This is a genomic window from Pseudomonas sp. LPB0260 (assembly GCF_013388395.1).
In genome coordinates this window covers 1,015,291-1,039,569 of record NZ_CP058247.1, presented here as the reverse complement: position 1 = coordinate 1,039,569, position 24,279 = coordinate 1,015,291, and the positions used below count along the sequence as shown (strand labels likewise).

The window sequence follows — 24,279 nt, the reverse complement described above, 5'->3', positions numbered from 1 at the left end:
TTGAAGAGCCGATAGCGCGATGAACCACTATGACCTGATCCTGCTCGGCGCCGGCCACGCCCACCTCGGCGTGCTGCGTCGCTGGGCCCTGGTCGAGCGGCCGCCCGGGCGTATCGCCCTGCTCAGCGCCGGCCCGCAGGCCTGGTACTCGGGCATGCTGCCGGGGCTGCTGGCGCAGCGCTTCAGCCCGGAGGACTGCCGCATCGAGCTGGACCCGCTGTGCCGCGCGGCCAAGGTCGAGCTGATCGTCGCCCAGGCCGCGGGTCTGGACCCGCAGCAGCGCCAGGTTCGGCTCGACGATGGCCGGCGCCTGGCGACCCGCTGGCTGTCGCTGAACGTCGGTGCCGAGGTGGCCGCCCCGCCGCAGCGCGGCGCCGCCATGCAGGTCCTGGCGGTGAAACCCTTCGCCACCTTTCTCCACGGCTGGCGGGCCTGGCAGGCCGAGCCGCAGCCGCTGGCGATCCTCGGTGGCGGCGCCGCCGGGGTCGAGCTGGCCCTGGCCCTGGCCGGCCAGGTGCCCGAGCTGTCGCTGTTCTGCGCCGGCCAGTTGCTCGATGGCCACAACCCCGGCCTGCATATGCGCGCCTGGGGACACCTGCGCCAGCGCCGGGTGCGGGTGCGCGAGCACTGCCCGATCGAGCAGATCGACGGCGAGCGCCTGCTCAGCGGCGCCGAGCCGGTCTGGCGCGGCAGTCGCCTGCTCCTGGCCAGCGGCGCCCGGGCCCTGCCCTGGTTGGCCGGCAGCGGCCTGGCCTGCGACGAGGGCGGCTTCGTGCAGATCGGCGCGACCCTGCAGAGCCACTCCCACCCCTGGACGTTCGCCGTCGGCGACTGCGCCAGCCTGCCCGGGGCGCGCAAGAGCGGGGTCTACGCGGTGCGCCAGGGGCCGGTGCTGGCGGCCAACCTCGGCGCCGTGCTGCGTGGCCAGGCGCTGCGCCGCTACCAGCCGCAGCGCCACAGCCTGGCGCTGCTCGCCACCGGCGATGGCGGCGCCCTGATGGGCTGGCAGCAGTGGAGTGCCGGCGGCCAGCTGTTCGGCCGCTGGAAGGATTACCTGGACCGGGGCTTTATCCGCCGCCACAGCATTTCCGGCTGAGCCTGGACGACCAGGGGGCGAGGGCCGGGGGCGCGGCATTGTTTAGTGCGGGCGCAACCGAGCGTGCGAACAATCGCATTTAATCGCCCCCGAGCGCCGTGCGAGCCTGCTGGCCATGAATTCGCCAGCCCGTCGTTGCGCCCTGTCCCCCACCTGCCCGGTCCGCCGGGTCGGCGGTGCGCTCGGCGTCGACGGGCGCAACTCCCGCCTGCCTGAAATCCTCGCCTTCTGGGCGCTGTGGCATTGCCGCCACGCGCGCCCGCCGGACGCCCCTCTCGGCTATATCTGAATAGGACGGCCGCAACTCGTTGCGGCCCTTTCCATCAGTGACCTGCCGCCTGCTGCCGCGTTCGCGCCGCAGCTTCGCGGGCACAGTGCGCCATGCCGGCGCTAACGAGAGTCCCATGTCATTCGCATCCGTGCAGGACGCCCAGGATTTCCTGGCGCACAACCCCGATATCGAGCTGTTCGAGCTGTTCATCCTCGACGCCAACGGCGTGCCGCGCGGCAAGCTGTTGCACCGCGACGAGCTGCTCGCCGTGTACCAGAGCGGCCGGCCGCTGCCCAGCACCATCCTCGGCCTGAGCATCAATGGCGACGACGTCGAGGACTCCGGGCTGGTCTGGGAGGTCGGCGACATCGACTGCCGCGCCTACCCGCTGCCCGGTAGCCTGGTGCGCCTGCCCTGGCGACGCATCCCCACCGCCGCGCTGCAGGTCAGCATGCACCCGCAGCAGGGCCTGCCGGCCACCGTCGCCGATCCCCGGCACGTCCTGGTGCGGGTGATCGAGCAACTCAAGGCCGACGGCTTTCACCCGGTGATGGCCTGCGAGCTGGAGTTCTACCTGCTCGACCAGCGCCGCGACGCCGAGGGCCGGCCGCAGCCGGCGCGGGACGCCGATGGTGGCCGGCCGCGCAGCACCCAGGTCTACGGCCTGCGTGAGCTGGAGCAGCTCGAACCCTTCCTCAAGGACCTCTACGCCGCCTGCAAGGCCCTGGGCATTCCGGCACGCACGGCGATCTCCGAGTACGCCCCGGGCCAGGTGGAGATCACCCTGGAGCATGGCGAGGCGCTGGCGGCCATGGACCAGGCCGTGCGCTACAAGCGCTTGGTCAAGGGCGTGGCCAACAGCCACGGGATGCAGGCCTGCTTCATGGCCAAGCCCTTCGACCACCTGGCCGGCACCGGCATGCACATGCATGTCAGCCTGGCCGACGCGGCCGGGAACAACCTGCTGGCCGGCCGCCCCGATGACTTCGACGGCCCGGCCGGCAGCCTGCTCAAGCAGGCCCTGGGCGGCATGCTCGCCAGCCTGCTCGACTCCCTGCTGCTGTTCTGCCCCAACGCCAACTCCTACCGGCGCTTCCAGGCCAACAGCTACGCGCCGCTGGCGCCGACCTGGGGCGTCGACAACCGCACCGTCAGCCTGCGCGTGCCGGGCGGGCCGGCCGCCAGCCGGCATATCGAGCACCGCATCTGCGGCGCCGATGCCAACCCCTACCTGGCCGCGGCGGCGATCCTCGCCGCCATCCACCGCGGCATCCGCGAGAACCTCGACCCGGGCGCGCCCATCGAGGGCAATGGCTATGCCCAGGCCAAGACGCTGCTGCCGACCGACTGGCTGACCTCGATCCAGGCCTTGGAAGGCTCCGCCTGGGCCCGCGAGGCCCTGGGCGAGGACTTCCTCAAGGTCTACCTGGCGGTCAAGCGCACCGAGTACCGCCAGTTCATGGCCGAGGTCGGCGAACAGGACTGGCGCTGGTACCTGACCCAGGCCTGAACCCGGTTTCGATGCGTCGGGTGCGCGGGGGCGCCCAGCCTGTGCGCACCGATATATCTGTGTGCGCAGGGGCCAGGCGTCTCCGCGCGCCCTAAGACCTGCGGTGCGCACGGCGCACCCTACGGTAACGAGGATTACTTCATGAATGCTGTCACCCAGGCCGCACTGCCGGCCGCCGAGCGCTGCCCGTCCTACTACAGCGCCACCCTCAACCAGGAAACCCACTACCCGACCCTGCAGGGCCACCACAGCGTCGATGTGGTGATCATCGGCGGTGGCTTCACCGGCGTGGCCAGCGCCGTGGAGCTGGCCGAACGCGGCCTCAAGGTGGCCCTGGTCGAGGCCCGGAAGATCGGCTGGGGCGCCACCGGGCGCAGCGGCGGCCAGGTCACCGGCAGCCTCTCGGGCGACGCCGCCATGCGCAAGCAGATGGGCAAGACCCTGGGCGCGGAGGTGGACGATTTCATCTGGCAGCTGCGCTGGCGCGGCCACCAGATCATCCAGCAGCGCGTGGCCAAGTACGGCATCGCCTGCGACCTCAAGCACGGCCACCTGCACGCGGCGATGAAGCCCAGCCACATGGCCGAGCTCGAGGCCGCCTGTGAAGAGGCCGTGCGCCGCGGCATGGGCGCGGAGGTCAGCCTGCTCGATGGCGCCGGGGTCCGTGAGCACCTGGGCAGCGAGCTGTACTGCGGAGCGCTCAAGAACACCCGCAACATGCACCTGCATCCGCTCAACCTGTGCCTCGGCGAGGCCCGGGCGGCCGAGGGCCTCGGTGCACTGATCTTCGAACATTCCGAGGTGCTGCAGATCGTCCACGGCGCCAAGCCGGCGGTGATCACCGCCGAGGGGCGGATCGATGCCCAGCAGGTGCTGCTGGCCGGCGACGTCTACCACAAGCTGGAGCCGCAGAAGCTCAAGGGCATGATCTTCCCGGCCATGGGCGGCATCGTCACCACCGCGCCGCTGGGCGAGCTGGCCAAGGCGATCAACCCCCAGGACCTGGCGGTCTACGACTGCCGCTTCGTCCTCGACTACCACCGCCTGACCGCCGACGGCCGCCTGCTGTTCGGCGGCGGCGCCAACTACTCGGGGCGCGACTCGCGGGACATCGCCGCCGAGCTGCGCCCGGGCATCGAGCGCACCTTCCCGCAGCTCAAGGGCGTGCCGATCGACTTCCAGTGGAGCTGCGCCATGGGCATCGTGATCAACCGCATCCCCCAGCTCGGCAAGCTCTCGGACCACGTCTGGTACTGCCAGGGCTACTCCGGCCACGGCATCGCCACCAGCCACATCATGGGCGAGATCATGGCCGAGGCGCTGACCGGCAGCCTGGCGCGCTTCGACACCTTCGCCGCCTGCCCGCAGATCAAGGTGCCGCTGGGCGAGCAGCTGGGCAACCCGATGCTGGCGGTCGGCATGTGGTACTACCAGCTGCTGGAGAAGCTGCGCTGAGTCGCGGGTAGCGCGCTACATGGTGCTGGCGCGGAGAAGGGATCGTTTAGACTGGGCCGGTTTCAGCACATAAATAGGATGGGTTGAGTGAAACGCTACCCATCAGATACCCAGACAAACCAAAGTGCTGAGCCGGCGGCAGCATGGGTATCGCTGTGCTTAACCCATCCTACGAACTCTCAGGAGTGATGCTTGAATCCGGGCTGGCTTCAGCGGCCAGTTTTAACCGATCGGCTTTGCTTATGTACGTGGATTTTTTCTTGGGTGCCTTTTTGGCATTGGCCTTTTTGGCGTGCGCCTCGAGTAGCTGTTTGATTTTCTTGCGGCGATTCATGGGTTTAAGCCGTGTTGGTTAATAAGGGCATGCAAATAAAACGGGTTGCGTGAGTTGTCTAGCGGCTCGATGTCTCTGAGCTGATCATAAGTAGATCACTCCGCTCCCCCTCTAGTTGATCATGGTTTGCTCCGGCTAGGACGGTAGTCGCTTGGAAGCGAATGGCGACTATCGGCCAAAAGCAGCCTGTCGCCTGCGTCAGCTTTAACAGCCAACATCAGCCCTTCGAGCAAATGCATGGCGGTGTCTACGAAATCAGGGGCAATTCACCCCTTTAGAGGCGTGCAGCTTCGCACCTATAAACCGGTGGCCTAGCGCGCTGACTTGTCACCAATCGTCAGCGCGCCGCCGGCCTGTGCCTGCTGCGCCGCGTGGCGTGCGGCGTCGCGGTCCTCGACGAAGCTGACCGGCGCCGAGCCGTCGGCGTTGAGCTGGATGATTTCCTTCGGCTGCCCTTGCTCGTCGAAGAACACCTGGCCGAGGCCGGCGCCGTTCCACAGGCGTTCGCCGGCCTTGCTGCGGCTGGGGATGCGCGGCACCACCCGCATGCGCCGGCGCTTGGTCAGCCAGTTGAGCGGCGAGCGTGGCGAGTAGAGCCAGCGGTTGAGGCGGTCGAACCAGTCGAGCAGGCGCGGCGGGAATTCGTTCTTCAGGCCGCTGCTGGTGATCTGCCAGATATGCGGGGCGCTTTTGCGATGGCGGATCAGCACCTGGTAGACGAAGGAGTAGTGCACGTCGCCGGACAGCACCACGTAGCAGCCCGGGGTGCGCGAGTGGCGGAAGATGTTGAGGATCACCTGGGCGGCGCCGCGATGGGCCATCCAGTTCTCCGCATCGACCATCAGCGGGTGGCCGATCCAGGTGAACAGCCGCTGCACCGCCTCGATCAGCTTGACCCCGAAGATCGGCGCCGGCGAGACGATGATCGCGGCCCGGTGGTCGAGCAGCGCCTGCTGCAGTTCGCACAGCGCCTCCCAGTCCATCAGCCCGGACGGCCGCTTGCGCCTGCGCTCGCTGCGCCAGCGCCGGGTGCGGGTGTCGAGCACCAGCAGCGCCGGCTCGCTCGGCAGCACGTAGTGCCAGTGGTGAAAGCGCAGCAGGCTGTCGATCAGGGCGTCCTGGGCGCCGCTGTCGATGTGGTTGCGCCCGTCGCGGGCGGCGCTCATCGCCTCGATCCGTTGCAGCACCTCGGCGAACGGCTGCGGGTCGTTGCCCCAGCCCTGGCACAGCAGGTAGGCGATCAGGGCGTTGCCGATGATGCGCTTGGAGAAGGCGTGGCCGTAGGCCGTCTCCTCCCACTGCGCCGACAGGTTCCAGTCGTCGGTGACGTCGTGGTCGTCGAAGATCATCAGGCTCGGCAGATGGGCCAGGGCGCGGGCCACCCGGTCGAGGCCGTCGCGGAAGTCCTCGACGTGCTGGCGTTCGCTCTCGTAGCGCCGCGCCCGTTCGGCGTCCAGTTGCGGCCGGTGGCTGCCGAGCAGGGTCCAGGGCGTCGGCGACCAGACCAGCAGGTACATGGCGAGCATCTCGGCCAGGGTGACCAGGTGGTTGTCGGCGCTGCTGGTGGTGAAGATCGGCTTCTTCACCCCGCCGAAGAAGCGTTCGCGCAGGCTGTCGTTGTGCTCCAGCGCCGGCAGCAGCTCGGCGCGCTGGTAGTAGCCGACCTCGTGGGCATAGAGCGCGTCGCTGTCCTCGACCAGGGCGCCCTCGAGGCGTTCGCCGAACAGGCCGAGGCGCTCGATCAACTGGTGGATCGCCCGCAGCATGGGGCCGCTGACGTCGTCGGCGTACACCTGGTCGCCGCTCATCAGCAGCAGCGCCGGGCGCTGCTCGGGTTCGTGGGCCTGGGCCAGCAGGCGGTCGGCGCACAGCAGGCCGTCGGCGGCGGGGTGGTGCGGCTTGCGGCAGGAGCCGTGGAGCAGCTGGTCGAGGCGTGCGCGCAGGACGAAGTTCGGCCGCGCGGCCCCCTCGTACAGCAGGTGCGGCGCCCACTCGGCGATGCCCTGGGCGGGGCCGTCGGCGCTGGCGATCAGCAGGTCGTAGTCGATCCGCACGTCGCAGGGCAGCGGGCTGTCCAGCTGCAGGTCGATCAGGTGGACGAAGGCGTGCTCGCCGACCTGCAGCACCCGGCATTGGCTGTCGTCGAGGACATGGTCGCGCTGCTCGGGCGCCTGGCCCTGTTCGCCGTAGCTCAGCTGCAGGCGCAGCGACAAGGCCCGCGAGCCGACCAGCCAGAGCACCAGGCGCTCGGGCTGCAGGCGCCGCAGCAGGGGGCCGGCGAGGACGGGGGGCAGCGGTGGATTGGCGGTGGCGGACATCGGCGCATCGGGCTCTGGCTGGCGGGAAGGTCGAGGTAGCGGGGTCGAGGATACACCCTCGCGGCGCTGCGTCAGCGGGCGGCCCGGCGCAGGCGCGGCAGGTCGAGCAGCTCGATCTCGCCATAGTTCAGGCGCACGATGCCCTGGGCTTCCAGCTCCTTGAGCAGCTGGTTGGTGGTCTGGCGCGACAGCGCGAGCATCAGCGCCAGCTGCTCCTGGGCCAGGTGCAGCACCCGCCGCGGCTCGCCTTCGCCGTAGTTCTCGGCGATCAGCAGCAGGCGTCGGGCCAGGCGCGGCGCCGCCGGCAGCAGGCTCATCTCCTCCAGGGCGGTAAAGGTCAGGCGCAGCTTCTGGCTCATCAGCAGGGCGAAATCGCGCCAGTGCTGCGGCTGGCGCTGGAGCAGGGCCAGCAGTCGCGCCTGGGGCACCAGCAGCAGGGTGCAGGGGCATTCGGCGAAGGCGTCGTGGGTGCGCGGCTGGCCGTCGAACAGCGACACCTCGCCGAACCAGGACGGCGGCTCGATCAGGCTCAGCAGCGCCTCCTTGCCGTTGGCGTTGACCGCGCCGATGCGCAGGGCGCCCTCGACCAGGGCGTACAGGCCGCTGGGCGGATCGCCGCGGCGGAACAGCGGCTGCCCGGCCGCCAGCCGCTGCACCTGGGCGTCGGCCAGCAGGGCGTCCTGCAGGGCCGCGGGCAAGGCGCTGAACCAGTGACCGGCCAGCAGGGCGGCGCGGTAGCTCTCGATCATCGGCGGTCTCCGGGGGTTTGTCGGCTAGCCGACAGAGTGGCGCGGTGCGCCGGGCGCATGATGGGCGCATCTGTGCAGCCCGAGGATCACCCGCATGAAAAGCCTAGTCGAGCACCTGGCGCAATACGCCGCCTACCACCGTGACCGCCGCAACATCGCCAGCCACTTCATCGGCGTGCCGCTGATCGTCCTGGCGGTGGCGGTGCTGCTGTCGCGCCCGGGGTTCGAAGTGCTGGGCCTGTGGCTGTCGCCGGCGACCCTGGCGGTGCTGGTCGCCGGGCTGTTCTACCTGCGCCTGGACCTGCGCTTCGGCCTGCTGATGGCCGCATTGCTGGGGCTATGCCTGTGGCTCGGCGCGATCCTGGCGGCGCAGGCCACCGGTCTGTGGCTGGGCGGCGGCCTGGCGCTGTTCGTCATCGGCTGGGTGATCCAGTTCGTCGGTCACTACTACGAGGGGCGCAAGCCGGCCTTCGTCGACGACCTCATGGGCCTGGCGATCGGCCCGCTGTTCGTCGCGGCCGAGGCGGCCTTCCTGCTCGGCCTGCGCCGGGAGGTGGAACGGGCGGTGGTCGAGCGGGCCGGACCGACCCGCATCCGCGCGCCCAAGGCCGGCGCCTGATCCGGCGCCGGTGAGCTGGCTCAGGGGTTCGTCGCCATCCACTGCTGGCTCAGGGCGCGGCTGTGGCGATCCACGGTGATCGGCGCGAAGGGCCGGCCCGAGACGCTTTCCAGGGTGTTGCTCTGGCTGTTCATGTCGCTCAGGGCGGCCTTGAGGTATTCCCAGCGCACCTTGAACTTGCTGCCCTGCGCGCCCAGCGCCGCCAGCTCCTGGTCGACCGCCGGGATCAGCAGGCGTTCGTCCTGGCCCAGGTAGGTGCCCGGTTGTTCGCGGGCGATCTCGAAGCTGCCCATGTAGGAGCGGCTGAGGTACTGCACGGCGAGGTATTCGATCTTCGCCGACAACTCGCTTTCGCCGCTGGACGGCAGCTGCCGGGCGGCATGCAGGAAGTCACGCAGGGCCTTGCTCAGCTCCTTGGGGTAGCCCCAGGGCATGTTCTCCTCGCCGGGGCCGAAGGACACCCCGCGGCGCAGCTGGACCACCAGCTCGAGATGGCTGGCGCGCAGCACGTCGCTGGACTGCGGCAGGCTGTGCACCGCGGCGGCGAGGGTCTGGATATCGTTCTCCAGGCGCTGCCGGTGGCTCTTCTGGAAGCCTTCGCCGCGTAACAGCATCAGGCTGCTGGTGGCGCGGCTGGCGTACACCTGCACTTGCACCTGAGCGCTGGCGGCCTCGGCGTAGGCCAGGGGCGGGAGAGTGGCGAGGACGCCGAGCGTCCATATCAATAGCTGTCGAAAAAACGACTGAGTACGCATCCGGGGTGCTCCTTATTTTTTTTGTGAGCAGTGCGGAAAAGGTTGCGCGTCGTGACGCGCCGCACGGAAGAGTACTGCGAGTGCCGCTGCCTGACATGCCCCTAAAGAGTGATTTCGTCGGAAAAATGCCGCCAGGCCAATGGCCAGGCCCCCTTCCGGTTGGCCCGGCCATTGGCCTGGTGCGTGGTTGGCGTCGCGGCCCGGCGGCCTCAGCCGAGGGCCGACGCCTGGGCGATGCGCGGCTGGAAATACAGGGTGGCGCCCCGCACCAGCCGCTGCAGGCAGGCGTGGTCCTTGGCCACTTCCGCCTCGATCGGCTCGGCCTGGCTGGCGACGCGCAGGGTCACCCGGGTGATGGCGCCGAGCGGGCGGATATCGCGCACCTCGGCGGCCAGGTGACCGGCCTCGGCCAAGTGCGACAGCGAGATCTCGTGGGGGCGGAACAGCAGTTGCCGGTCGCCGGAGAGCTGCAGGCGGTTGGCGTCGCCGAGGAAGTGGTAGACGAAGTCGCTGGCCGGCTGCTGGTAGACCTCGGCCGGGGTGCCGATCTGCTCGACCACGCCCTTGTTCATCACCACGATGCGGTCGGCCACCTCCATCGCCTCTTCCTGGTCGTGGGTGACGAACACGCTGGTCAGGTGCACCTGCTCGTGCAGACGCGCCAGCCAGCGCCGCAGTTCCTTGCGCACCTTGGCGTCGAGGGCGCCGAACGGCTCGTCGAGCAGCAGCACCTTGGGCTCCACAGCCAGGGCGCGGGCCAGGGCGATGCGCTGGCGCTGGCCGCCGGACAGCTGCTCGGGGTAACGCTCGGCCAGCCAGTCCAGCTGCACCAGCTCGAGCAGCTCGTGGACCCGCTTGGCGATCTGGGCCTCGCTCGGGCGCTGCTTCTTCGGCTTCATGCGCAGGCCGAAGGCGACGTTGTCGAACACCGTCATGTGGCGGAACAGGGCGTAGTGCTGGAAGACGAAGCCGACGTTGCGCTCGCGCACATCGCGGGCGCCGACGTCCTCGCCGTGGAAGGCGATGCGGCCACTGTCCGGGGTCTCCAGGCCGGCGATGATGCGCAGCAGGCTGGTCTTGCCGCAGCCGGAGGGGCCTAGCAAGGCCACCAGTTCGCCGCTGCGGATGTCCAGGTTGATGTCGCTGAGGGCCTGGAAGGCGCCGAAGCGCTTGTTGACGTGGCTGACTTCGATGCTCATGACGTTATTCCTCACCGTTACGGCTGTGCTGGCGCTCTAGGCGCGACTCGCTCCACTGCTTGAGCAGCAGGATCAGCAGGGCCAGCAGCAGCAGCAGGCTGGCGACGCTGAAGGCGGCGACGTGGTTGTATTCGTTGTAGAGAATCTCGACGTGCAGCGGCAGGGTGTTGGTGTAGCCGCGGATATGCCCGGAGACCACCGACACCGCGCCGAACTCGCCCATGGCCCGGGCGGTACAGAGCACCACGCCGTAGATCAGGCCCCAGCGGATGTTCGGCAGGGTCACGTACCAGAACATCTGCCAGCCGCTGGCGCCGAGCAGGCGCGCCGCCTCCTCCTCCTGGGTGCCCTGCTCCTGCATCAGCGGGATCAGCTCGCGGGCGACGAAGGGCACGGTGACGAACAGGGTGGCCAGGACGATGCCGGGCAGGGCGAAGATGATCTGGATGTCGCGCTCGGCCAGCCATTCGCCGAACCAGCCGTGGGCGCCGAACAGCAGCACGTAGATCAGCCCGGCGAGCACCGGCGACACCGAGAACGGCAGGTCGATCAGGGTCACCAGCAGGCTCTTGCCGCGGAACTGGTATTTGCTCACGCACCAGGCCGCGGCCACGCCGAACACCAGGTTGAGCGGCACGGCGATGCCCACGGCGAGCAGGGTCAGGCGCAGGGCGGCCAGGGCGTCGGGCTCCAGCACCGCGCTGAAGAAGGGCCCCAGGCCCTGCTTGAGCGCCTCGCTCAGCACCACCAGCAGCGGCAGCAGGAGGAACAGGGCGAACACCAGCCAGGCGGCGCCGATCAGCAGGCGGCGGCCCCAGGCCGGGTCGCGGCGCGCGGCACTGGCCGGCGCGATGATCAGGGTGGCAGTGGACATCTTGGCTTCCTCAGGCGCGGGCCAGACGACGCTGCAGCAGATTGATCGCCAGCAGCAGGATGAAGGAGACCAGCAGCATCAGCACGCCGATGGCGGTGGCGCCGGTGTAGTCGTACTGGTCGAGCTTGACCATGATCAGCAGCGGCAGGATCTCGGTCTTCATCGGCATGTTGCCGGCGATGAAGATCACCGAGCCGTACTCGCCGACGCCGCGGGCCAGGGCCAGGGAGAAGCCGGTCAGCCAGGCCGGCAGCAGGGCCGGCAGCAGCACGTGGCGCAGCACCTGCAGCGGCCGGGCGCCGAGGCAGGCGGCGGCTTCCTCGACCTCGCGGGGGATGTCGGCCAGCACCGGCTGCAGGGTGCGCACCACGAACGGCAGGGTGACGAAGGTCAGCGCCAGGGTGATGCCCAGCGGGCTGTAGGCGATCTTCAAGCCCAGCTGGGCGGCCCACTGGCCGATCGGCCCGTTCGGCGCGTACAGCGCGGTCAGGGCGATGCCGGCTACCGCGGTGGGCAGGGCGAAGGGCAGGTCGATCATCGCCTCGATCACCTTGCGTCCGGCGAAGCGGTAGCGCACCAGCACCCAGGCCAGCAGGGCGCCGATGACGCCGTTGAGCAGGGCGGCGCCCAGGGCGGTGGCGAAACTGAGTTTGAGCGCGGCCAGCACCCGGGGGGCGGTGACTATGGCCCAGAACTCGCCCCAGCTGAGCTTGGCGGCATGCAGGAACAGCGCGGCCAGGGGAATCAGCACCAGCAGGCTGAGGTACACCAGGGTGTAGCCCAGGGTCAGGCCGAAGCCGGGAATCACGGGGGAAGTGCGGCGGTGCATGGCGAATGCCTTCAGGTGAGTCAGGGTAGGGTGCGCCGCGCGCACCGCTCTGTTGCGGTGGGTATAGGCGCTACGCGCCTGCACCCAGCCTCGGGTTGCTCAGTGAGTTCACTGCACCTGGTAGATCTGGTCGAACACCCCGCCGTCGTTGAAGAACTTCGGCTGCGCGCGCTTCCAGCCGCCGAACTCGCCCTCGACCGTGACCAGCTCGAGGTCGGCGAACTGCTTGGCGAACTCGGCGGCCACCGCCGGGTCACGCGGGCGGTAGAAGTGCTTCGCGGCGATGCGCTGGCCTTCGGCGCTGTACAGGTAGCCTAGGTACGCCTCGGCGATCGCGCGACTGCCCTTGCGCTCGACGTTCTTGTCGACCACCGCTACCGGCGGCTCGGCGAGGATCGACAGCGACGGCGCGACGATCTCGAACTGCTCGCCGCCTTGCTCGCGCAGCGCCAGGTGCGCCTCGTTCTCCCAGGCCAGCAGCACGTCGCCGATCTGGTTGTTGACGAAGGTGATGGTCGAGGCGCGGGCACCGCTGTCGAGCACCGGCACGTTCCTGTAGAGCTTCTCGACGAAGTCCTGGGCCTGCACCTCGCTGCCATAGTGACGCTGGGCGAAGGCCCAGGCGGCGAGGAAGTTCCAGCGCGCACCGCCACTGGTCTTGGGGTTGGGGGTGATCACCTCCACACCCGGCTTGACCAGGTCGTCCCAGTCCTGGATGCCCTTGGGGTTGCCCTTGCGCACCAGGAACACGATGGTCGAGGTGTAGGGCGTGCTGGCCTGGGGCAGGCGGCTCTGCCAGTCCTCGGGCAGCAGCTTGCCGAGGCGATGGAGCTCGTCGATGTCGCCGGCCAGGGCCAGGGTCACCACGTCGGCACGCAGGCCGTCGATCACCGCGCGGGCCTGTTTGCCCGAGCCGCCGTGGGACTGCTGAACCTGCACCGCCTCATGGCCCAGGGCCTGCCAGTGACGGTTGAATGCCTGGTTGTACTCGGTGTAGAGCTCGCGGGTCGGGTCGTAGGACACGTTGAGCAGGGTCTGGCTGGCGGCGGCTGGGCCGGCGATCAGGGCGCTGGCGAGGGCGGCCAGGGCGAAACGGCGAATGGACATGGTGCAGCTCCTGAGCAAGAAAGTGATGTCGATGCAGGGGGATGGGGCGGGGCGTTCAGCGCCACATTCGCTGACGACATCGGTAGCTGCTGTGCGGCTTCATCGGGTGCCTCCTCGGCGGCAGTGCTCAGGTTGCGGTGGGTTGCGGGCCAGCCGTTGGGCTGAACGTGGAGCGGATGCTAGGCAGGATTCGTTATTCCTAAAAATAATATTTAAGAACATATATATGTTTTTTAGATATATTAGATTGCGCCACGCAACGCGCTACGGAATAAGCGGAATTGCATAAATAAATAATTTTTTATTCTTTTTTGTCCTGTTCTGGTCGCGCCTACACTGCCCGCCGCAGCACGCCGTCGGAGGCCTTATGCACAACCCAAACATGCGTTACCTGATAGTGCCGGGCTGGCAGGGCTCGCCCACCGAGCATTGGCAAAGCCACTGGCAGCGCAGCCTGGCGGGTAGCGCCCGGGTGGAGCAGGGCGACTGGCTGACGCCGCGTCGGGATGCCTGGGTCGCCGAGTTGCAGCGCAGCATCGCCGCCGACCCGCGGCCGACCCTGCTGATCGCCCACAGCCTCGGTTGCATCACCGTGGCGCACTGGGCGGCGCAGGCGCCGGAGGCGTTGTTGCGGCGGGTGCGTGGCGCCCTGCTGGTGGCGCCGGCGGATGTCGAGCGCGATAACTGCCCGGCGGCCCTGCGCAACTTCGCGCCCATCGCCCGCCGGCCCCTGCCCTTCGCCAGCCTGCTGGTCGGCTCGGACAGTGACGCCGCCGCCAGCGCCGCGCGGGCCCTGGAACTGGCCGCCGACTGGGGCAGCGAGGCGCTGATCCTGGCCGGTGCCGGGCATATCAACGTGGCCTCCGGGCACCACCGCTGGGAGCAGGGCTTCGAGTACCTCTACCGCCTGCAGGGGCTGATCGCCCGCCAGGCCCGTCTGCGCGCCTGAGCCAGCGCCTCAGTCGGAGGCCAGCAGCGATACCGACTTGATCTGCAGCCACAGCGCCTGCTGCTCGTGAATGCCCAGCTTGTCGAAGGAGTAGCGGGTGATGCGGGCGATCAGCCGTTCATCGCCGACCCGCAGCGTGACCAGCATTTGCCCGGGGTCGCCCGGCACCTGCCAGTGCTCGACCCGCGCCGGCAACAGGTTGAGCAGGCTGCTGCCCTCGGCCCGCTGCAGGCTCAGGCTGACGTCCCGCGCCTTGACCTTGACCCGCACCGCCTTGCCATTGGGCAGCGGCGCGTGGGTCAGCTGCAGGCGCGCCTCGCCGCCGCCGAGCTCAAGACTCAGCAGCCGGTAGGCCGGGTCGTAGGCGCAGACCCGGCCATCGACCACGGCTTCGGCATCGTCTTCCAGAATGAATGGCAGGTCGCGGCGCAGCAGGGTCTGCTTCAGCGGCCCGCTGGCCAGCACCCGCCCCTGCTCCAGCACCACCAGGTGATCGGCCAGGCGTGCCACCTCGTCCGGCGCATGGCTGACGTAGAGGATCGGGATCTGCAGCTCCTGGTGCAGGCGCTCCAGGTAGGGCAGCACCTCCTGCTTGCGCTTGTGGTCCAGGGAGGCCAGCGGCTCGTCCATCAGCAGCAGGCGTGGGCTGGTCAGCAGGGCGCGGGCGATGCCGACGCGCTGGCGCTCGCCGCCGGACAGGCGCGCCGGCATGCGCTCGAGCAGCGCGGCGATGCCGAGCAGTTCGGCGGCCTGCTCCAGCTGCACCCGTCGCTGCGCGGTGGCAATGCGCTTGAGGCCGAACTCCAGGTTGCCGCGCACCGACAGGTGGGGGAACAGGTTGGCGTCCTGGAACACATAGCCCAGGGCCCGTCGGTGCGGGGCGAGAAAGTGCCCGCGGGCGCTGTCCTGCCACAGCTCGCCGTTGACCCGCAGGTAGCCCTCGGCGGGCCGCTCCAGGCCGGCGAAGCAGCGCAGGCAGCTGGTCTTGCCCGAGCCGGAGGGGCCGAACAGGGCGCTGATGCCGCGTCCCGGCAGGCGCAGGTCGAGGTCCAGGGAAAAGTCGCCGTGATCGACGCGAAAGCGCGCCTCGATCAGCCGCTCGCCGTCATCGGCGGGCGCGCCGGCCTGGCCGCCGCTCATCGCCAGGCCCGCCGGGCATGGCCGCTGGAGTAGAGCGCCAGCAGCACGACGAAGGAGAAGGCCAGCATGCCGCCGGCCAGCCAATGGGCCTGGGCGTACTCCAGGGCCTCGACATGGTTGTAGATCTGCACCGAGGCCACCTGGGTCTTGCCGGGGATATTGCCGCCGATCATGAGCACCACGCCGAACTCGCCGACGGTGTGGGCGAAGCCGAGAATGGCGGCGGTGACGAAGCCCGGCCGGGCGAGGGGCAGGACCACGCTGAAGAAGGCGTCCCAGGGCCCGGCGCGCAGGGTCGCCGCGGCTTCCAGGGGGGCGCGGCCGATGGCCTCGAAGGCGTTCTGCAGCGGTTGCACGACGAAGGGCAGCGAGTAGATCACCGAGCCGATCACCAGGCCGCTGAAGCTGAAGGTCAGGGTGCCGAGGCCGAGGCCCTGGGTCAGCTGGCCGAGAAAACCGTGGGGGCCCATGCTCACCAGCAGGTAGAAGCCGATCACCGTCGGCGGCAGCACCAGCGGCAGGGCGACGATGGCGCCGACCGGGCGCTTCAGCCAGGAGCCGGTGCGCGCCAGCCACCAGGCCATGGGCGTGCCGAGCAGCAGCAACAGCACCGTGGTCAGCGACGCCAGCTGCAGGGTCAGGAGGATGGCGTCGAGGTCGGCTTGGCTCAGGGGCATCGAGGGCTCCGGGCTCAGAGCTGGTAACCGTAGCGGCGAATGATAGCGGCCGCCGCCGGACTCTTCAGATAGTCGAGCAGGGCCTGGGCGGCCGGGTTGTCGGCGCCTGGTCGCAGCAGCACGGCATCCTGGTGCAGCGGCTGGTACAGCGTGGCGGGCACCAGCCAGGCCGAGCCCTCGGCGATCTCGCCGTCCTGGTAAACCTGGGACAGGGCGACGAAGCCCAGCTCGGCGTTGCCGGTGGCGACGAACTGCAGGGCCTGGCTGATGCTCTGCCCCTCGACCAGCTTGCCGGCCACGGCCCGGCGCAGGCCGAGCTGCTCCAGCACCTGATAGGCGGCCAGGCCGTAGGGCGCGGCTTTCGGGTTGGCCAGGGCCAGGTGGCGGAACTGGCCGTCCCTGAGCACCTGACCCTGGTCATCGACGTAGCCGGCCTGCGCCGACCACAGCACCAGGGCGCCGGTGGCGTAGGTGAAGCGCGAGCCGGGCACGGCCAGGCCGTCCTGCTCCAGTCGCGCCGGGGTCGACTGGTCGGCGGCCAGCAGCAGCTCGAAGGGCGCGCCGTTGCCGATCTGCGCGTAGAGCTGGCCGGTGGCGCCGTAGGCGGCGAGCACCCGGTGGCCGCTGTCCTGCTCGAACTGCCGGGCGATGGCCTGCATCGGCGCGGTGAAGTTGGCGGCCACGGCCACCTGCACCTCGGCGGCCAGGGCGCTGCCGGTCAGGGCTGCGGCTGCCAGGCCGAGCAGGGTGCGCAACAGGCGATGAGGCATGGGCTGTTTCCTCGTGAGCCCCGGCAATTCGCGCGGCGGGGACGGTGTCAGGCGGCTGGCTCGGGCATCAGGGGCGATGGTCGAGGCGTCGATTGTGCTGGGCGCATCTTGGAAATAGCTGACCATCGAGTCAAGCGCTGCCTGCGCCGCCATCAGGCGCGGCGCCAGACGCTGGCCAGCCAGGGTTGCTGGGCCCGCGGCAGGCCGGCGGGGCGATAGTAGTGCTGCAACTCGGCGAAGCCGGCGGCCTCGAGCAGCGCACGCCAGTTGGCCAGGTCGTAGTAGGCGCCGTAGCGGTCGCCGTTGAAGCCCTCCTGGTTGTCGCCGCGCGGGTTGGAGCTGAACAGCACGCCACCGGCTTTGAGCGTGGCGTGCAGCTGGCGCAGCACGCGGGGCAGCTCCTGGCTGGGAATGTGGAACAGCACGGCATTGGCGAAGATGCCGTCGAAGCTCGCCGGCGGCAGCTCGAGGGCCAGGAAGTCCTGCAGCCATACCTCGCAGCCGCTGTCGGCCCTGGCCATCTCGACGAAGCGCGGACAGCCGTCGAGGCCGACCGGCTCATGGCCGAGGGCCTTGAAGGTACGCAGGTCGCGCCCCGGGCCGCAGCCGAAATCGAGGAGGCGCCAGGGCGCCGGCGCCTGGATGTGCTGCAGCAGGGCGGCGATGTTCTGGCTGACGTCGTGGTCGCGGGTGCCCTCGCGAAAGCCCTCGGCGTTTTCCTGGTAGTGGGCCAGGGTCAGGGCGCTGATCTGCTGCAGTTGCTCGGGCGTCAGGGGCATGCGGAGGCACCGGGGGGGCGGGGTGGGCGGCGTGAATGTGCCTATTTAACCCCATCGCGTGGCGCAGGTTATAGTGCGCGCGCCCTCCCGCCACAGTGGATGTACTGGACATGGCCGCGCCGCACCTCGAACACCATACCCCGCCACCGGTCAGCCTGCTGCAGGCCCTGCTGTTCTGGTTGAAGCTGGGCCTGATCAGTTTCGGCGGCCCGGCCGGGCAGATTTCCATCATGCACCAGGAGCTGGTGGAGCGGCGCCGCTGGATCTCCGAGCGGCGTTTCCTGCATGCGCTGAACTACTGCATGTTGCTGCCGGGGCCGGAGGCGCAGCAGCTGGCCACCTACCTCGGCTGGCTGATGCACCGGACCTGGGGCGGGCTGATCGCCGGGGCGCTGTTCGTGCTGCCCTCGCTGCTGCTGCTGATCGGCCTGTCCTGGGTCTACCTGGCGTTCGGCGACGTGGCGCTGGTGGCCGGCATCTTCTACGGGATCAAGCCGGCGGTCACCGCCATCGTGGTGCAGGCGGCCCAGCGCATCGGTTCGCGGGCGCTGAAGAACAACTGGCTGTGGGCCATCGCCGCGGCGGCCTTCGTCGCCATCTTCGCCTTGAACCTGCCGTTTCCGTTGATCGTGCTCGGCGCCGCGCTGCTCGGCTACCTGGGCGGGCGCCTGTTTCCGGACCAGTTCAGCGTCGGCGGCGGCCATGGCGCGGCGAACAAGTCCTACGGCCCGGCGCTGATCGACGACGACACGCCGACGCCGGCGCACGCGCGCTTCCGCGCCTCGCGCCTGCTGCTGATCCTCGCGGTGGGCGGCGCCCTGTGGCTGTTGCCGATGGCCCTGCTGTACGCGCTGTACGGCTGGCAGGGCACCCTGACGCAGATGGCCTGGTTCTTCACCAAGGCCGCGCTGCTGACCTTCGGCGGCGCCTACGCGGTGCTGCCCTACGTCTACCAGGGCGCCATCGGCCACTACGGCTGGCTGAGCCCGGCGCAGATGATCGACGGCCTGGCCCTGGGCGAGACCACGCCGGGGCCGCTGATCATGGTGGTGGCTTTCGTCGCCTTCGTCGGCGCCTACCTGCAGCCGATGCTGGCCGGCGACTCGGCCTTCGTCAGCGGCGCCGTGGCGGCCTGCCTGGTCACCTGGTTCACCTTCCTGCCGTCGTTCCTGTTCATCCTCGCCGGCGGCCCGCTGGTGGAGTCGACCCATGGCCAGCTGCGCTTCACCGCGCCGCTGACCGGGATCACCGCCGCGGTGGTCGGGGTGATCCTCAACCTGGCGCTGTTCTTCGCCTACCACGTGCTCTGGCCCCAGGGCTTCGCCGGCCACTTCGACTGGGTTTCGGCGCTGATCGCCCTGGCCGCGGCCGTGGCGCTGCTGCGCTACAAGCGCGGGGTGATGGAGGTGCTCGGCGCCTGCGCGGTGGCCGGCCTGCTGCTGCAGCTGGCCCTGGGCTGAGCAACCTGCCGGCCGCGCCGCCGGCTCAGAGAAACCAGCGGTATTCCCGCGCATTCAGGTGGTGCATGAACTCCAGGTGGTCGTGGCGTTTGTTCTCGCAGTAGACCATGACGAACTCGCTGCCCAGGCCCTGCTTGACCACCGGGTGATCCTGCATGGCCGCCACCGCGCCGAGCATGTCCTGGGGGAAGTCGATGCCGCTGGCGCGGTCCTGGTTGAGCGGGGCGATGGGTTCGCGGGCGGCGTCCAGGCCGTGCTCCATGCCGACGAGGATCGCCGCCAGGACCAGGTAGGGGTTGGCGTCAGCGCCGGCCAGGCGGTGCTCGAGGCGCAGGTTGCCCCCGTCCGACTCGGGGATGCGGATGCACGCATCGCGGTCCTCGAAGCCCCAGCTGGCGCGGCTGGCGGCGTTGACCATGGCGCCGTAGCGGCGGAAGGCGTTGTGGTTGGCGGCGAAGATCGGCATGCAGTGCGGCAGCAGCTCCAGGCAGCCGGCCACCGCGTGGCGCAGCGGGCGCTGCTGCTCGGCGGCCAGCAGGTTGTTGCCGTGTTGGTCGTAGAGGCTGACGTGCACGTGCATGCCGCTGCCCGGCGCGTCCAGGTAGGGCTTGCTCATGAAGCTGGCCCGGTAGCCATGTTTCAGCGCCACGCCGCGGCTGCTGCGGCAGAACAGCGCGGCCCAGTCGGCGGCGCGCAGGCCGTCGTCGCAGTGGCCGAAGTTGATCTCGAACTGGCCGGGGCCGAGCTCGGCGGTGATCACGTTGGCGTCGACGCCCTGCTCATTGGCCGCCAGCACCATCTCGTCGAGCACGGCGGAGAAGCGTGACAGGCGCTCGATATGCATGTTCGGCTGGTCGTCGGCGTCGCCGGTCTGCAGGTCGCGGGGGAACTGCGGCAGGCCGTCCTTGAGGGCGCGGTCGAACAGGTAGAACTCCAGCTCGAAGGCCACCACCGGGCGGATGCCGCGCGCCGCCAGGCGTCCCAGCACCCGCGCCAGCACCTCGCGCGGCTCGAACTCGATGGGCGCCGCGGTGCCGTCGGAGCTGATCAGCATCTGGCCCATGGGCTGGCTTTCCCAGCGCACCGGCTTGAGGGTGCCGGGGATCAGCCGGCGCGGGGCATCCGGGTCGCCGTCGTTGAAGCAGTAGTCGCCGATCGGGTGCAGGCCGCCCTGGGCGCCGAGCAGCACGCAGTTCTGCGGCAGCTTCAGCGGGCTGCCGGCGGCGACCTTCTCGAGCATGTCGATGGGGTAGCGCTTGCCGTAGAAGTGCCCGGGTATGTCCAGGCAGATCAGGTCGACGTAGCGCACGCTGGGGTGCTGGGCGCGGAAGGCGCGCACTTCGCTGAGCAGGTCGGGAAAGGTCGTGGTGGTCATGCTGGGTTGTCCTGCGGGCCTGGGTCAGCGAAACACCCAGAGCACCCGGGTCGGTTGGTCGGTGAGGTTGGCGTAGCGGCATTGGGTATGCGGCGGCAGCTGGAAGGCATCGTTGGGGCCCAGGGTCACCGGCTGTTCGGCGTCCGCCAGCCAGATCGTCAGCTCGCCCTCGAGGACGAAGCCGCCCTGCTCGTCGCTGTCGTTGAGGTGGCCCTCGCCGCTGCTGGCGCCGGGCTCCAGGTAGCTGTCGAGCATCGAGAAGCCGGCCGACATGTTCGGCGACAGCAGCACGTCGGTGATGCCGCCGCCGTAGTACAGGGTGCGGCGCTCGCCGGGACGGGTCACCCAGGGCAGCGCGCGCGGCTTGCTCAGGCTGTAGAAGTAGGTGGTCGGCACCCCCAGGGTCTCGCTGATCGCGGTCAGGTCGGCCACGGTGGGGCGCGACAGGCCGCGCTCGACCTGGGAGAGGAAGCCCACCGAGCGACCGATGCGCTCGGCCAGTTCACCGAGGGTCAGGTTCTTGTGCTTGCGCAGGTCGCGAATCAGGATCGCCAGGCCTTCGACTTCTTCTTGCATGTCCATGATGGGGTCCTCTGTCTCAGATCAGGTCGCGCAGCCGGTACCAGGCCTTGCCGGCGGCCTCCAGCGGCGCCGCGAGCCAGGCCCCGCCGGGGAAGCGCGGGTTGTCCAGGCCCTGGTACAGCGCCAGCAGCTCGGTGTCGCCGAGGATGGCATCGGTTACCGCCCGGGCGCCGGCCAGGGTCGGCAGCACGCCGTGGCCGGAGAAACCCTGCAGCCAGTAGCGCTGGCCCTGGCGGCCGATATCCGGGGTGCGCTTCATGCTCACGTCGATATGTCCGCCCCAGGCGTAGTCCAACTGCACGCCGCGCAGTTGCGGAAAGACCCGCTCCAGGTAGGGCCGGGTCGCCGCGGGGATGTCCTTGGGGATGCCACCCAGGTAGGTGCAGCCGCCGCCGAACAGCAGGCGGCGGTCCGGGGTCAGGCGGAAGTAGTCGGGGACGAACTGGTTGTCGATCACGCAACTGTTGCGTGGCAGCAGCGAGCGGGCCAGCTCGGGGTCCAGCGGTGCGGTGGCCACCTGGTAGGAGCCGACCGGCAGCAGGCGGCTGGCCAGGGCCGGGTCGAGGCGGTCGATATAGGCGTTGCAGGCCAGCACCAGCACGTCGCCGCGCACCTCGCCGCTGGCGGTGCGCGCCACATAGCCGGAGGCGGTTTCGCGGTAGTCGAGCACCCGGCTCTGCTCGAAGAGGCGCCCGCCAGCCTGTTCGATGGCGGCGGCCAGGCCCTGGGCCAGTTTCAGCGGGTTGAGATGCGCCCCCTCGGGGTCGCAGAGCGCGGCCCGGTAGCGCGGGCTGCCGATCCACTCGCTCAGCTCCTCCCGCGCAATCAGGCGCAGAGCGTGGTAGCCCCATTTCTCCTCGGCCTCGATCCGCGCCTGTTCCAGCTGGCTGACGCGGCGCTGCTGCACCGCGGCCCACAGGCTGCCCTGGCGATAGTCGATGTCGAAGCCATGGCGCTGCGGCAGCGCGCGCAGTTCGGCGGCGGCCCAGCGCATGCTGTCCCACAGCCGGCGGGCCCGCTCCAGGCCCAGGGCCTTCTCCAGCGGCTGCATGTCGCAGGACCAGCCGAGCAGGGCCTGGCCACCGTTGCGCCCGGAGGCCGCCCAGGCCAACCGGCTGGCTTCCAGCAGGCACACCCGCTTGCCGGCCAGGGCCAGGCGCAGGGCGCTGTGCAGGCCACTGAAGCCGCCGCCGATGATCAGCACCTCGCAGTCCTGGCGGCCTTCCAGGGTCGGGCGCAAGGGAATGGCAGCGGCAGAGGTGGCGGCGTAGTAGCTGGCTACATGCTGGGCGGATTGCTTGAACACGGCGCGCTCATGAAATTATCTAAATAAAATTTCATGAAAATATACGCGCGTTAATTCACGTAGCCAAGCCGTCGTCGACTTCAGTCGGCCAGACGGACCTGGTTGCGGCCGCCGTGCTTGGCCGCGTAGAGCGCCCGGTCGGCGCGCTCGAGCAGCTCGCCGGGGCTGCTGTTGACGTCGGTGCAGGCGATGCCGGCGCTGAGGGTCACGGAGAACTCGTCGCCGTCGGCAATGAAGCGCAGCTCGGCGAAGCGCTCGCGAATCTCGTCGACAATCCGCCGGGCCTGCTCCGGCTGGCAATCGGGCAGCACCGCGAGGAACTCCTCGCCGCCATAGCGGCCGAGGCTGTCGATGCGCCGCAGGCGCTGGCGCAGCAGGTTGGCCAGGGCGCGGATGACGCTGTCGCCGGCGGCGTGGCCGTGGTTGTCGTTGACCTTCTTGAAGTGGTCGATGTCCAGCATCACCACGCTGGCGCGGCTGCCGTTGCGCAGTGCGCGCTCCAGCTCGAGGGCGACCTGTTCCTTGATGTCGGCGTGCTTGAGCAGGCCGGTCAGGCTGTCGCGGGCCAGGGCATTGCTCAGCAGGCGGGCGCGCTGGGCGCGGGTGAACACCGTGGAAATCAGCGCATGGTCGGACAACGGCTTGGTCACGAAGTCGTCGCCGGCCATGGTCAGCGCGCTCATCTGCCGGGCGATATCGGTTTCCGCCGACAGGTAGATGATCGGCACCCGCAGCCAGTCGTCGTTGAAGCGGATGATCTGCGCCAGCTCGGGGCCGGTGCAGCCCGGCATGTTGACGTCGAGCAGCACCACCTCCGGGTTGAACGTCTCCATGCGCCGGAAGATGTCCGCCGGCTCCTGGCTGACTTCCACCAGCATGTTGGCGTTGCGCAGCACCAGGCTGTAGCGGGCGGCCAGCTCCTGGTCGTCGTCGATGATCAGCACCCGGTAGGGTTCGCCCTGTTGCTTGGCGAAGCAGCGCTCCAGGCGGTTCTCCAGCTGCGGGATGTCCACCGGCTTGGTGAAGAAGCCCAGGGCGCCGACGCGCACGGCTCGCAGGTGGGTGGCGAAGTCGTCCTGGGTGCTGATCACCAGCAGCGGCAGCGGCGCTTCGAGGCGTTGCTGCAGGGCGGCGGCGTAGTCGAGACCGCTCTGCTCCGCGTCGCGCAGGTTGACGTCGACGATCAGGGCGTCGGGCAGGCGCCGGCCGATGGCGGCGTCGAGCGCCTCGGGGCGGTCGAAGTGCTCGGCGTCGTAGCCGAAATTCTCCAGGGTCAGGCGCATGTTCTCGCCGACGCTGGAATCGTCCTCGAGGATATAGATGCAGTAGGGCTCGAGATCGGACCTGCCGCCTCGCAGCGTCCTGTCCAGCTGGTGCGCCGGTGCTTCGGCCTGGTGCTGCTGGCGGGCGAGCCGTTGCAGTTCGTCGATGAAGCCCTGCAGCTCCTGCTGTTCCTGCTGCAGGGTGGCCAGCCACCGCTCGGCCTGCTGTTCCAGTTGGCGGGCGCGCTCGCCGAGGCTGGCGAAACCGAAGGTGCCGGCCGACCCGGCCAGGCGGTGCAGCTGGTTGCGCAGGCTGTTCAGGTGCCGGCGCTGGTCGGCCGGGGTGCAGGCGCGCAGCAGCAGCTGGGCCTGTTCGTCCAGCAGCGGCAGTTCTTCCTTGAGGCGCTCGGCGAACTGCTCGCCGAGCTGTTGCAGGTGGCGCTGCAGCGCGCTGCTCGGTTGTGGTTGATCAACCATGGGCCTGGTTCCAGATCTGCCGCACCTGGGCGGCCAGTTGCATTGGGTCGAAGGGTTTGATGATCACGTCGCGGGCGCCCAGGCTGCGGTAGTGCTGGATCTCCGCCGGCTGCACCTTGGCGGTCATGAAGGCCACCGGGACCAGGCCGATGTCCACCAGCAGGCGCAGCTTCTCCAGGGTCTGTGGGCCGTCCATGCCGGGCATCATCACGTCCAGCAGGATGAAGTCCGGGGCGAAGCCCTGGATCTGGTCCAGCGCCTCCTGGCCGGACGAGCAGCTGAGCACCTTGAACCCGCCCACGGCTTCCAGGGCGACCTTGGCCACGGCCTGGATCGAGGGGTCGTCTTCCACATGCAGGATGCGGGTCAGTTCAGGCATGCCGATT

General features: G+C 69.4%; 24 protein-coding genes. 7 read left to right on the top strand and 17 right to left on the bottom strand.

Features of this window, described 5'->3' with window-relative positions; all coding sequences use genetic code 11:
- The first annotated feature begins 19 nt into the window (after nt 1–19).
- The 4 genes from LPB260_RS04450 (at nt 20) to LPB260_RS04435 (ending at nt 4,332) form a co-directional block, all read left to right on the top strand.
- On the top strand, nt 20–1,096 hold the full coding sequence (locus tag LPB260_RS04450; RefSeq protein WP_208707433.1) for an FAD-dependent oxidoreductase: 1,077 nt from the start codon (nt 20–22) through the stop codon (nt 1,094–1,096).
- Between the two features lie 115 nt (nt 1,097–1,211).
- On the top strand, nt 1,212–1,385 hold the full coding sequence (locus LPB260_RS04445; RefSeq protein ID WP_208707432.1) for a hypothetical protein: 174 nt from the start codon (nt 1,212–1,214) through the stop codon (nt 1,383–1,385).
- A gap of 115 nt (nt 1,386–1,500) precedes the next feature.
- On the top strand, nt 1,501–2,877 hold the full coding sequence (locus tag LPB260_RS04440) for a glutamine synthetase family protein (RefSeq protein ID WP_208707431.1): 1,377 nt from the start codon (nt 1,501–1,503) through the stop codon (nt 2,875–2,877).
- Nucleotides 2,878–3,018: 141 nt separating this feature from the next.
- Nucleotides 3,019–4,332, top strand: a complete 1,314-nt coding sequence (locus tag LPB260_RS04435; protein WP_208707430.1) for an FAD-binding oxidoreductase — start codon at nt 3,019–3,021, stop codon at nt 4,330–4,332.
- Nucleotides 4,333–4,501: 169 nt separating this feature from the next.
- On the opposite strand, the gene LPB260_RS04430 is transcribed toward LPB260_RS04435, so the two are convergent.
- The 3 genes from LPB260_RS04430 to LPB260_RS04420 form a co-directional block, all read right to left on the bottom strand.
- Nucleotides 4,502–4,666 carry a DUF2986 domain-containing protein gene (locus tag LPB260_RS04430; protein ID WP_208707429.1) on the bottom strand — a complete coding sequence of 55 codons (165 nt, stop codon included), beginning with the start codon at nt 4,664–4,666 and terminating at the stop codon, nt 4,502–4,504.
- Between the two features lie 311 nt (nt 4,667–4,977).
- Entirely contained in the window at nt 4,978–6,984 is a 2,007-nt protein-coding gene (locus LPB260_RS04425) for an alkaline phosphatase family protein (protein ID WP_256625492.1), read from the bottom strand.
- Nucleotides 6,985–7,055: 71 nt separating this feature from the next.
- A complete protein-coding gene (locus LPB260_RS04420; RefSeq protein ID WP_208707428.1) occupies nt 7,056–7,733 on the bottom strand; it encodes a Crp/Fnr family transcriptional regulator in 678 nt (225 codons plus the stop codon).
- A 94-nt stretch (nt 7,734–7,827) separates the two neighbouring features.
- Between LPB260_RS04420 and LPB260_RS04415 the strand changes: the two genes are divergently transcribed.
- Nucleotides 7,828–8,352: a DUF962 domain-containing protein gene (locus LPB260_RS04415; RefSeq protein WP_208707427.1), complete on the top strand. Its 525-nt coding sequence runs from the start codon at nt 7,828–7,830 to the stop codon at nt 8,350–8,352.
- A 20-nt stretch (nt 8,353–8,372) separates the two neighbouring features.
- Here the strand turns inward: LPB260_RS04415 and LPB260_RS04410 are convergent, their stop codons facing one another.
- From LPB260_RS04410 to LPB260_RS04390, 5 genes are all read right to left on the bottom strand, one after another.
- Nucleotides 8,373–9,107 carry a hypothetical protein gene (locus tag LPB260_RS04410; RefSeq protein WP_208707426.1) on the bottom strand — a complete coding sequence of 245 codons (735 nt, stop codon included), beginning with the start codon at nt 9,105–9,107 and terminating at the stop codon, nt 8,373–8,375.
- 209 nt (nt 9,108–9,316) lie between these two features.
- Nucleotides 9,317–10,306 (bottom strand): sulfate/molybdate ABC transporter ATP-binding protein, encoded by a 990-nt coding sequence (locus tag LPB260_RS04405; RefSeq protein WP_208707425.1) that lies wholly within the window; start codon nt 10,304–10,306, stop codon nt 9,317–9,319.
- Nucleotides 10,307–10,310: 4 nt separating this feature from the next.
- Complete coding sequence (gene cysW / locus LPB260_RS04400) at nt 10,311–11,180, bottom strand: sulfate ABC transporter permease subunit CysW (RefSeq protein WP_208707424.1); 870 nt, start codon at nt 11,178–11,180, stop codon at nt 10,311–10,313.
- Between the two features lie 10 nt (nt 11,181–11,190).
- Entirely contained in the window at nt 11,191–12,009 is an 819-nt protein-coding gene (gene cysT, locus LPB260_RS04395; protein ID WP_208707423.1) for a sulfate ABC transporter permease subunit CysT, read from the bottom strand.
- A gap of 108 nt (nt 12,010–12,117) precedes the next feature.
- On the bottom strand, nt 12,118–13,116 hold the full coding sequence (locus LPB260_RS04390; RefSeq protein ID WP_208707422.1) for a sulfate ABC transporter substrate-binding protein: 999 nt from the start codon (nt 13,114–13,116) through the stop codon (nt 12,118–12,120).
- A gap of 367 nt (nt 13,117–13,483) precedes the next feature.
- Between LPB260_RS04390 and LPB260_RS04385 the strand changes: the two genes are divergently transcribed.
- Nucleotides 13,484–14,065 (top strand): alpha/beta hydrolase, encoded by a 582-nt coding sequence (locus LPB260_RS04385; RefSeq protein WP_208707421.1) that lies wholly within the window; start codon nt 13,484–13,486, stop codon nt 14,063–14,065.
- A 9-nt stretch (nt 14,066–14,074) separates the two neighbouring features.
- On the opposite strand, the gene modC is transcribed toward LPB260_RS04385, so the two are convergent.
- From modC to LPB260_RS04365, 4 genes are all read right to left on the bottom strand, one after another.
- A complete protein-coding gene (modC, locus tag LPB260_RS04380) occupies nt 14,075–15,205 on the bottom strand; it encodes a molybdenum ABC transporter ATP-binding protein (RefSeq protein ID WP_208707420.1) in 1,131 nt (376 codons plus the stop codon).
- Complete coding sequence (modB, locus tag LPB260_RS04375; RefSeq protein WP_208707419.1) at nt 15,202–15,882, bottom strand: molybdate ABC transporter permease subunit; 681 nt, start codon at nt 15,880–15,882, stop codon at nt 15,202–15,204. Before modB ends, modC begins: the two co-directional genes overlap by 4 nt.
- A 14-nt stretch (nt 15,883–15,896) precedes the next feature.
- Nucleotides 15,897–16,652, bottom strand: a complete 756-nt coding sequence (modA, locus tag LPB260_RS04370; protein WP_208707418.1) for a molybdate ABC transporter substrate-binding protein — start codon at nt 16,650–16,652, stop codon at nt 15,897–15,899.
- 152 nt (nt 16,653–16,804) lie between these two features.
- Nucleotides 16,805–17,431 carry a bifunctional 2-polyprenyl-6-hydroxyphenol methylase/3-demethylubiquinol 3-O-methyltransferase UbiG gene (locus LPB260_RS04365; protein WP_208707417.1) on the bottom strand — a complete coding sequence of 209 codons (627 nt, stop codon included), beginning with the start codon at nt 17,429–17,431 and terminating at the stop codon, nt 16,805–16,807.
- A gap of 110 nt (nt 17,432–17,541) precedes the next feature.
- Between LPB260_RS04365 and chrA the strand changes: the two genes are divergently transcribed.
- Complete coding sequence (gene chrA / locus LPB260_RS04360) at nt 17,542–18,891, top strand: chromate efflux transporter (RefSeq protein ID WP_208707416.1); 1,350 nt, start codon at nt 17,542–17,544, stop codon at nt 18,889–18,891.
- A 25-nt stretch (nt 18,892–18,916) separates the two neighbouring features.
- Here the strand turns inward: chrA and LPB260_RS04355 are convergent, their stop codons facing one another.
- The 5 genes from LPB260_RS04355 to LPB260_RS04335 all read right to left on the bottom strand — a co-directional run bounded on the left by LPB260_RS04355 (nt 18,917) and on the right by LPB260_RS04335 (nt 24,272).
- Nucleotides 18,917–20,266, bottom strand: a complete 1,350-nt coding sequence (locus tag LPB260_RS04355; RefSeq protein WP_208707415.1) for a glutamine synthetase family protein — start codon at nt 20,264–20,266, stop codon at nt 18,917–18,919.
- Between the two features lie 24 nt (nt 20,267–20,290).
- Entirely contained in the window at nt 20,291–20,848 is a 558-nt protein-coding gene (locus tag LPB260_RS04350) for a helix-turn-helix domain-containing protein (RefSeq protein WP_208707414.1), read from the bottom strand.
- Between the two features lie 16 nt (nt 20,849–20,864).
- The gene (locus LPB260_RS04345) at nt 20,865–22,154 is read right to left on the bottom strand and encodes an FAD-binding oxidoreductase (protein ID WP_208707413.1); all 1,290 of its coding nucleotides are present in this window, start codon (nt 22,152–22,154) and stop codon (nt 20,865–20,867) included.
- 80 nt (nt 22,155–22,234) lie between these two features.
- Nucleotides 22,235–23,893, bottom strand: a complete 1,659-nt coding sequence (locus LPB260_RS04340; protein WP_208707412.1) for a diguanylate cyclase — start codon at nt 23,891–23,893, stop codon at nt 22,235–22,237.
- Entirely contained in the window at nt 23,886–24,272 is a 387-nt protein-coding gene (locus tag LPB260_RS04335) for a response regulator (RefSeq protein WP_208707411.1), read from the bottom strand. The genes LPB260_RS04340 and LPB260_RS04335 overlap by 8 nt, the downstream gene beginning before the upstream one ends.
- Nucleotides 24,273–24,279: the final 7 nt, after the last annotated feature.

Bases quoted from the DNA above. Each gene is read 5' to 3' on its own strand.
- LPB260_RS04450 (WP_208707433.1), top strand. From the start codon at position 20: ATGAACCACTATGACCTGATCCTGCTCGGCGCCGGCCACGCCCACCTC.
- LPB260_RS04445 (WP_208707432.1), top strand. From the start codon at position 1,212: ATGAATTCGCCAGCCCGTCGTTGCGCCCTGTCCCCCACCTGCCCGGTC.
- LPB260_RS04440 (WP_208707431.1), top strand. From the start codon at position 1,501: ATGTCATTCGCATCCGTGCAGGACGCCCAGGATTTCCTGGCGCACAAC.
- LPB260_RS04435 (WP_208707430.1), top strand. From the start codon at position 3,019: ATGAATGCTGTCACCCAGGCCGCACTGCCGGCCGCCGAGCGCTGCCCG.
- LPB260_RS04430 (WP_208707429.1), bottom strand. From the start codon at position 4,666: ATGAATCGCCGCAAGAAAATCAAACAGCTACTCGAGGCGCACGCCAAA.
- LPB260_RS04425 (WP_256625492.1), bottom strand. From the start codon at position 6,984: ATGTCCGCCACCGCCAATCCACCGCTGCCCCCCGTCCTCGCCGGCCCC.
- LPB260_RS04420 (WP_208707428.1), bottom strand. From the start codon at position 7,733: ATGATCGAGAGCTACCGCGCCGCCCTGCTGGCCGGTCACTGGTTCAGC.
- LPB260_RS04415 (WP_208707427.1), top strand. From the start codon at position 7,828: ATGAAAAGCCTAGTCGAGCACCTGGCGCAATACGCCGCCTACCACCGT.
- LPB260_RS04410 (WP_208707426.1), bottom strand. From the start codon at position 9,107: ATGCGTACTCAGTCGTTTTTTCGACAGCTATTGATATGGACGCTCGGC.
- LPB260_RS04405 (WP_208707425.1), bottom strand. From the start codon at position 10,306: ATGAGCATCGAAGTCAGCCACGTCAACAAGCGCTTCGGCGCCTTCCAG.
- cysW (WP_208707424.1), bottom strand. From the start codon at position 11,180: ATGTCCACTGCCACCCTGATCATCGCGCCGGCCAGTGCCGCGCGCCGC.
- cysT (WP_208707423.1), bottom strand. From the start codon at position 12,009: ATGCACCGCCGCACTTCCCCCGTGATTCCCGGCTTCGGCCTGACCCTG.
- LPB260_RS04390 (WP_208707422.1), bottom strand. From the start codon at position 13,116: ATGTCCATTCGCCGTTTCGCCCTGGCCGCCCTCGCCAGCGCCCTGATC.
- LPB260_RS04385 (WP_208707421.1), top strand. From the start codon at position 13,484: ATGCACAACCCAAACATGCGTTACCTGATAGTGCCGGGCTGGCAGGGC.
- modC (WP_208707420.1), bottom strand. From the start codon at position 15,205: ATGAGCGGCGGCCAGGCCGGCGCGCCCGCCGATGACGGCGAGCGGCTG.
- modB (WP_208707419.1), bottom strand. From the start codon at position 15,882: ATGCCCCTGAGCCAAGCCGACCTCGACGCCATCCTCCTGACCCTGCAG.
- modA (WP_208707418.1), bottom strand. From the start codon at position 16,652: ATGCCTCATCGCCTGTTGCGCACCCTGCTCGGCCTGGCAGCCGCAGCC.
- LPB260_RS04365 (WP_208707417.1), bottom strand. From the start codon at position 17,431: ATGCCCCTGACGCCCGAGCAACTGCAGCAGATCAGCGCCCTGACCCTG.
- chrA (WP_208707416.1), top strand. From the start codon at position 17,542: ATGGCCGCGCCGCACCTCGAACACCATACCCCGCCACCGGTCAGCCTG.
- LPB260_RS04355 (WP_208707415.1), bottom strand. From the start codon at position 20,266: ATGACCACCACGACCTTTCCCGACCTGCTCAGCGAAGTGCGCGCCTTC.
- LPB260_RS04350 (WP_208707414.1), bottom strand. From the start codon at position 20,848: ATGGACATGCAAGAAGAAGTCGAAGGCCTGGCGATCCTGATTCGCGAC.
- LPB260_RS04340 (WP_208707412.1), bottom strand. From the start codon at position 23,893: ATGGTTGATCAACCACAACCGAGCAGCGCGCTGCAGCGCCACCTGCAA.
- LPB260_RS04335 (WP_208707411.1), bottom strand. From the start codon at position 24,272: ATGCCTGAACTGACCCGCATCCTGCATGTGGAAGACGACCCCTCGATC.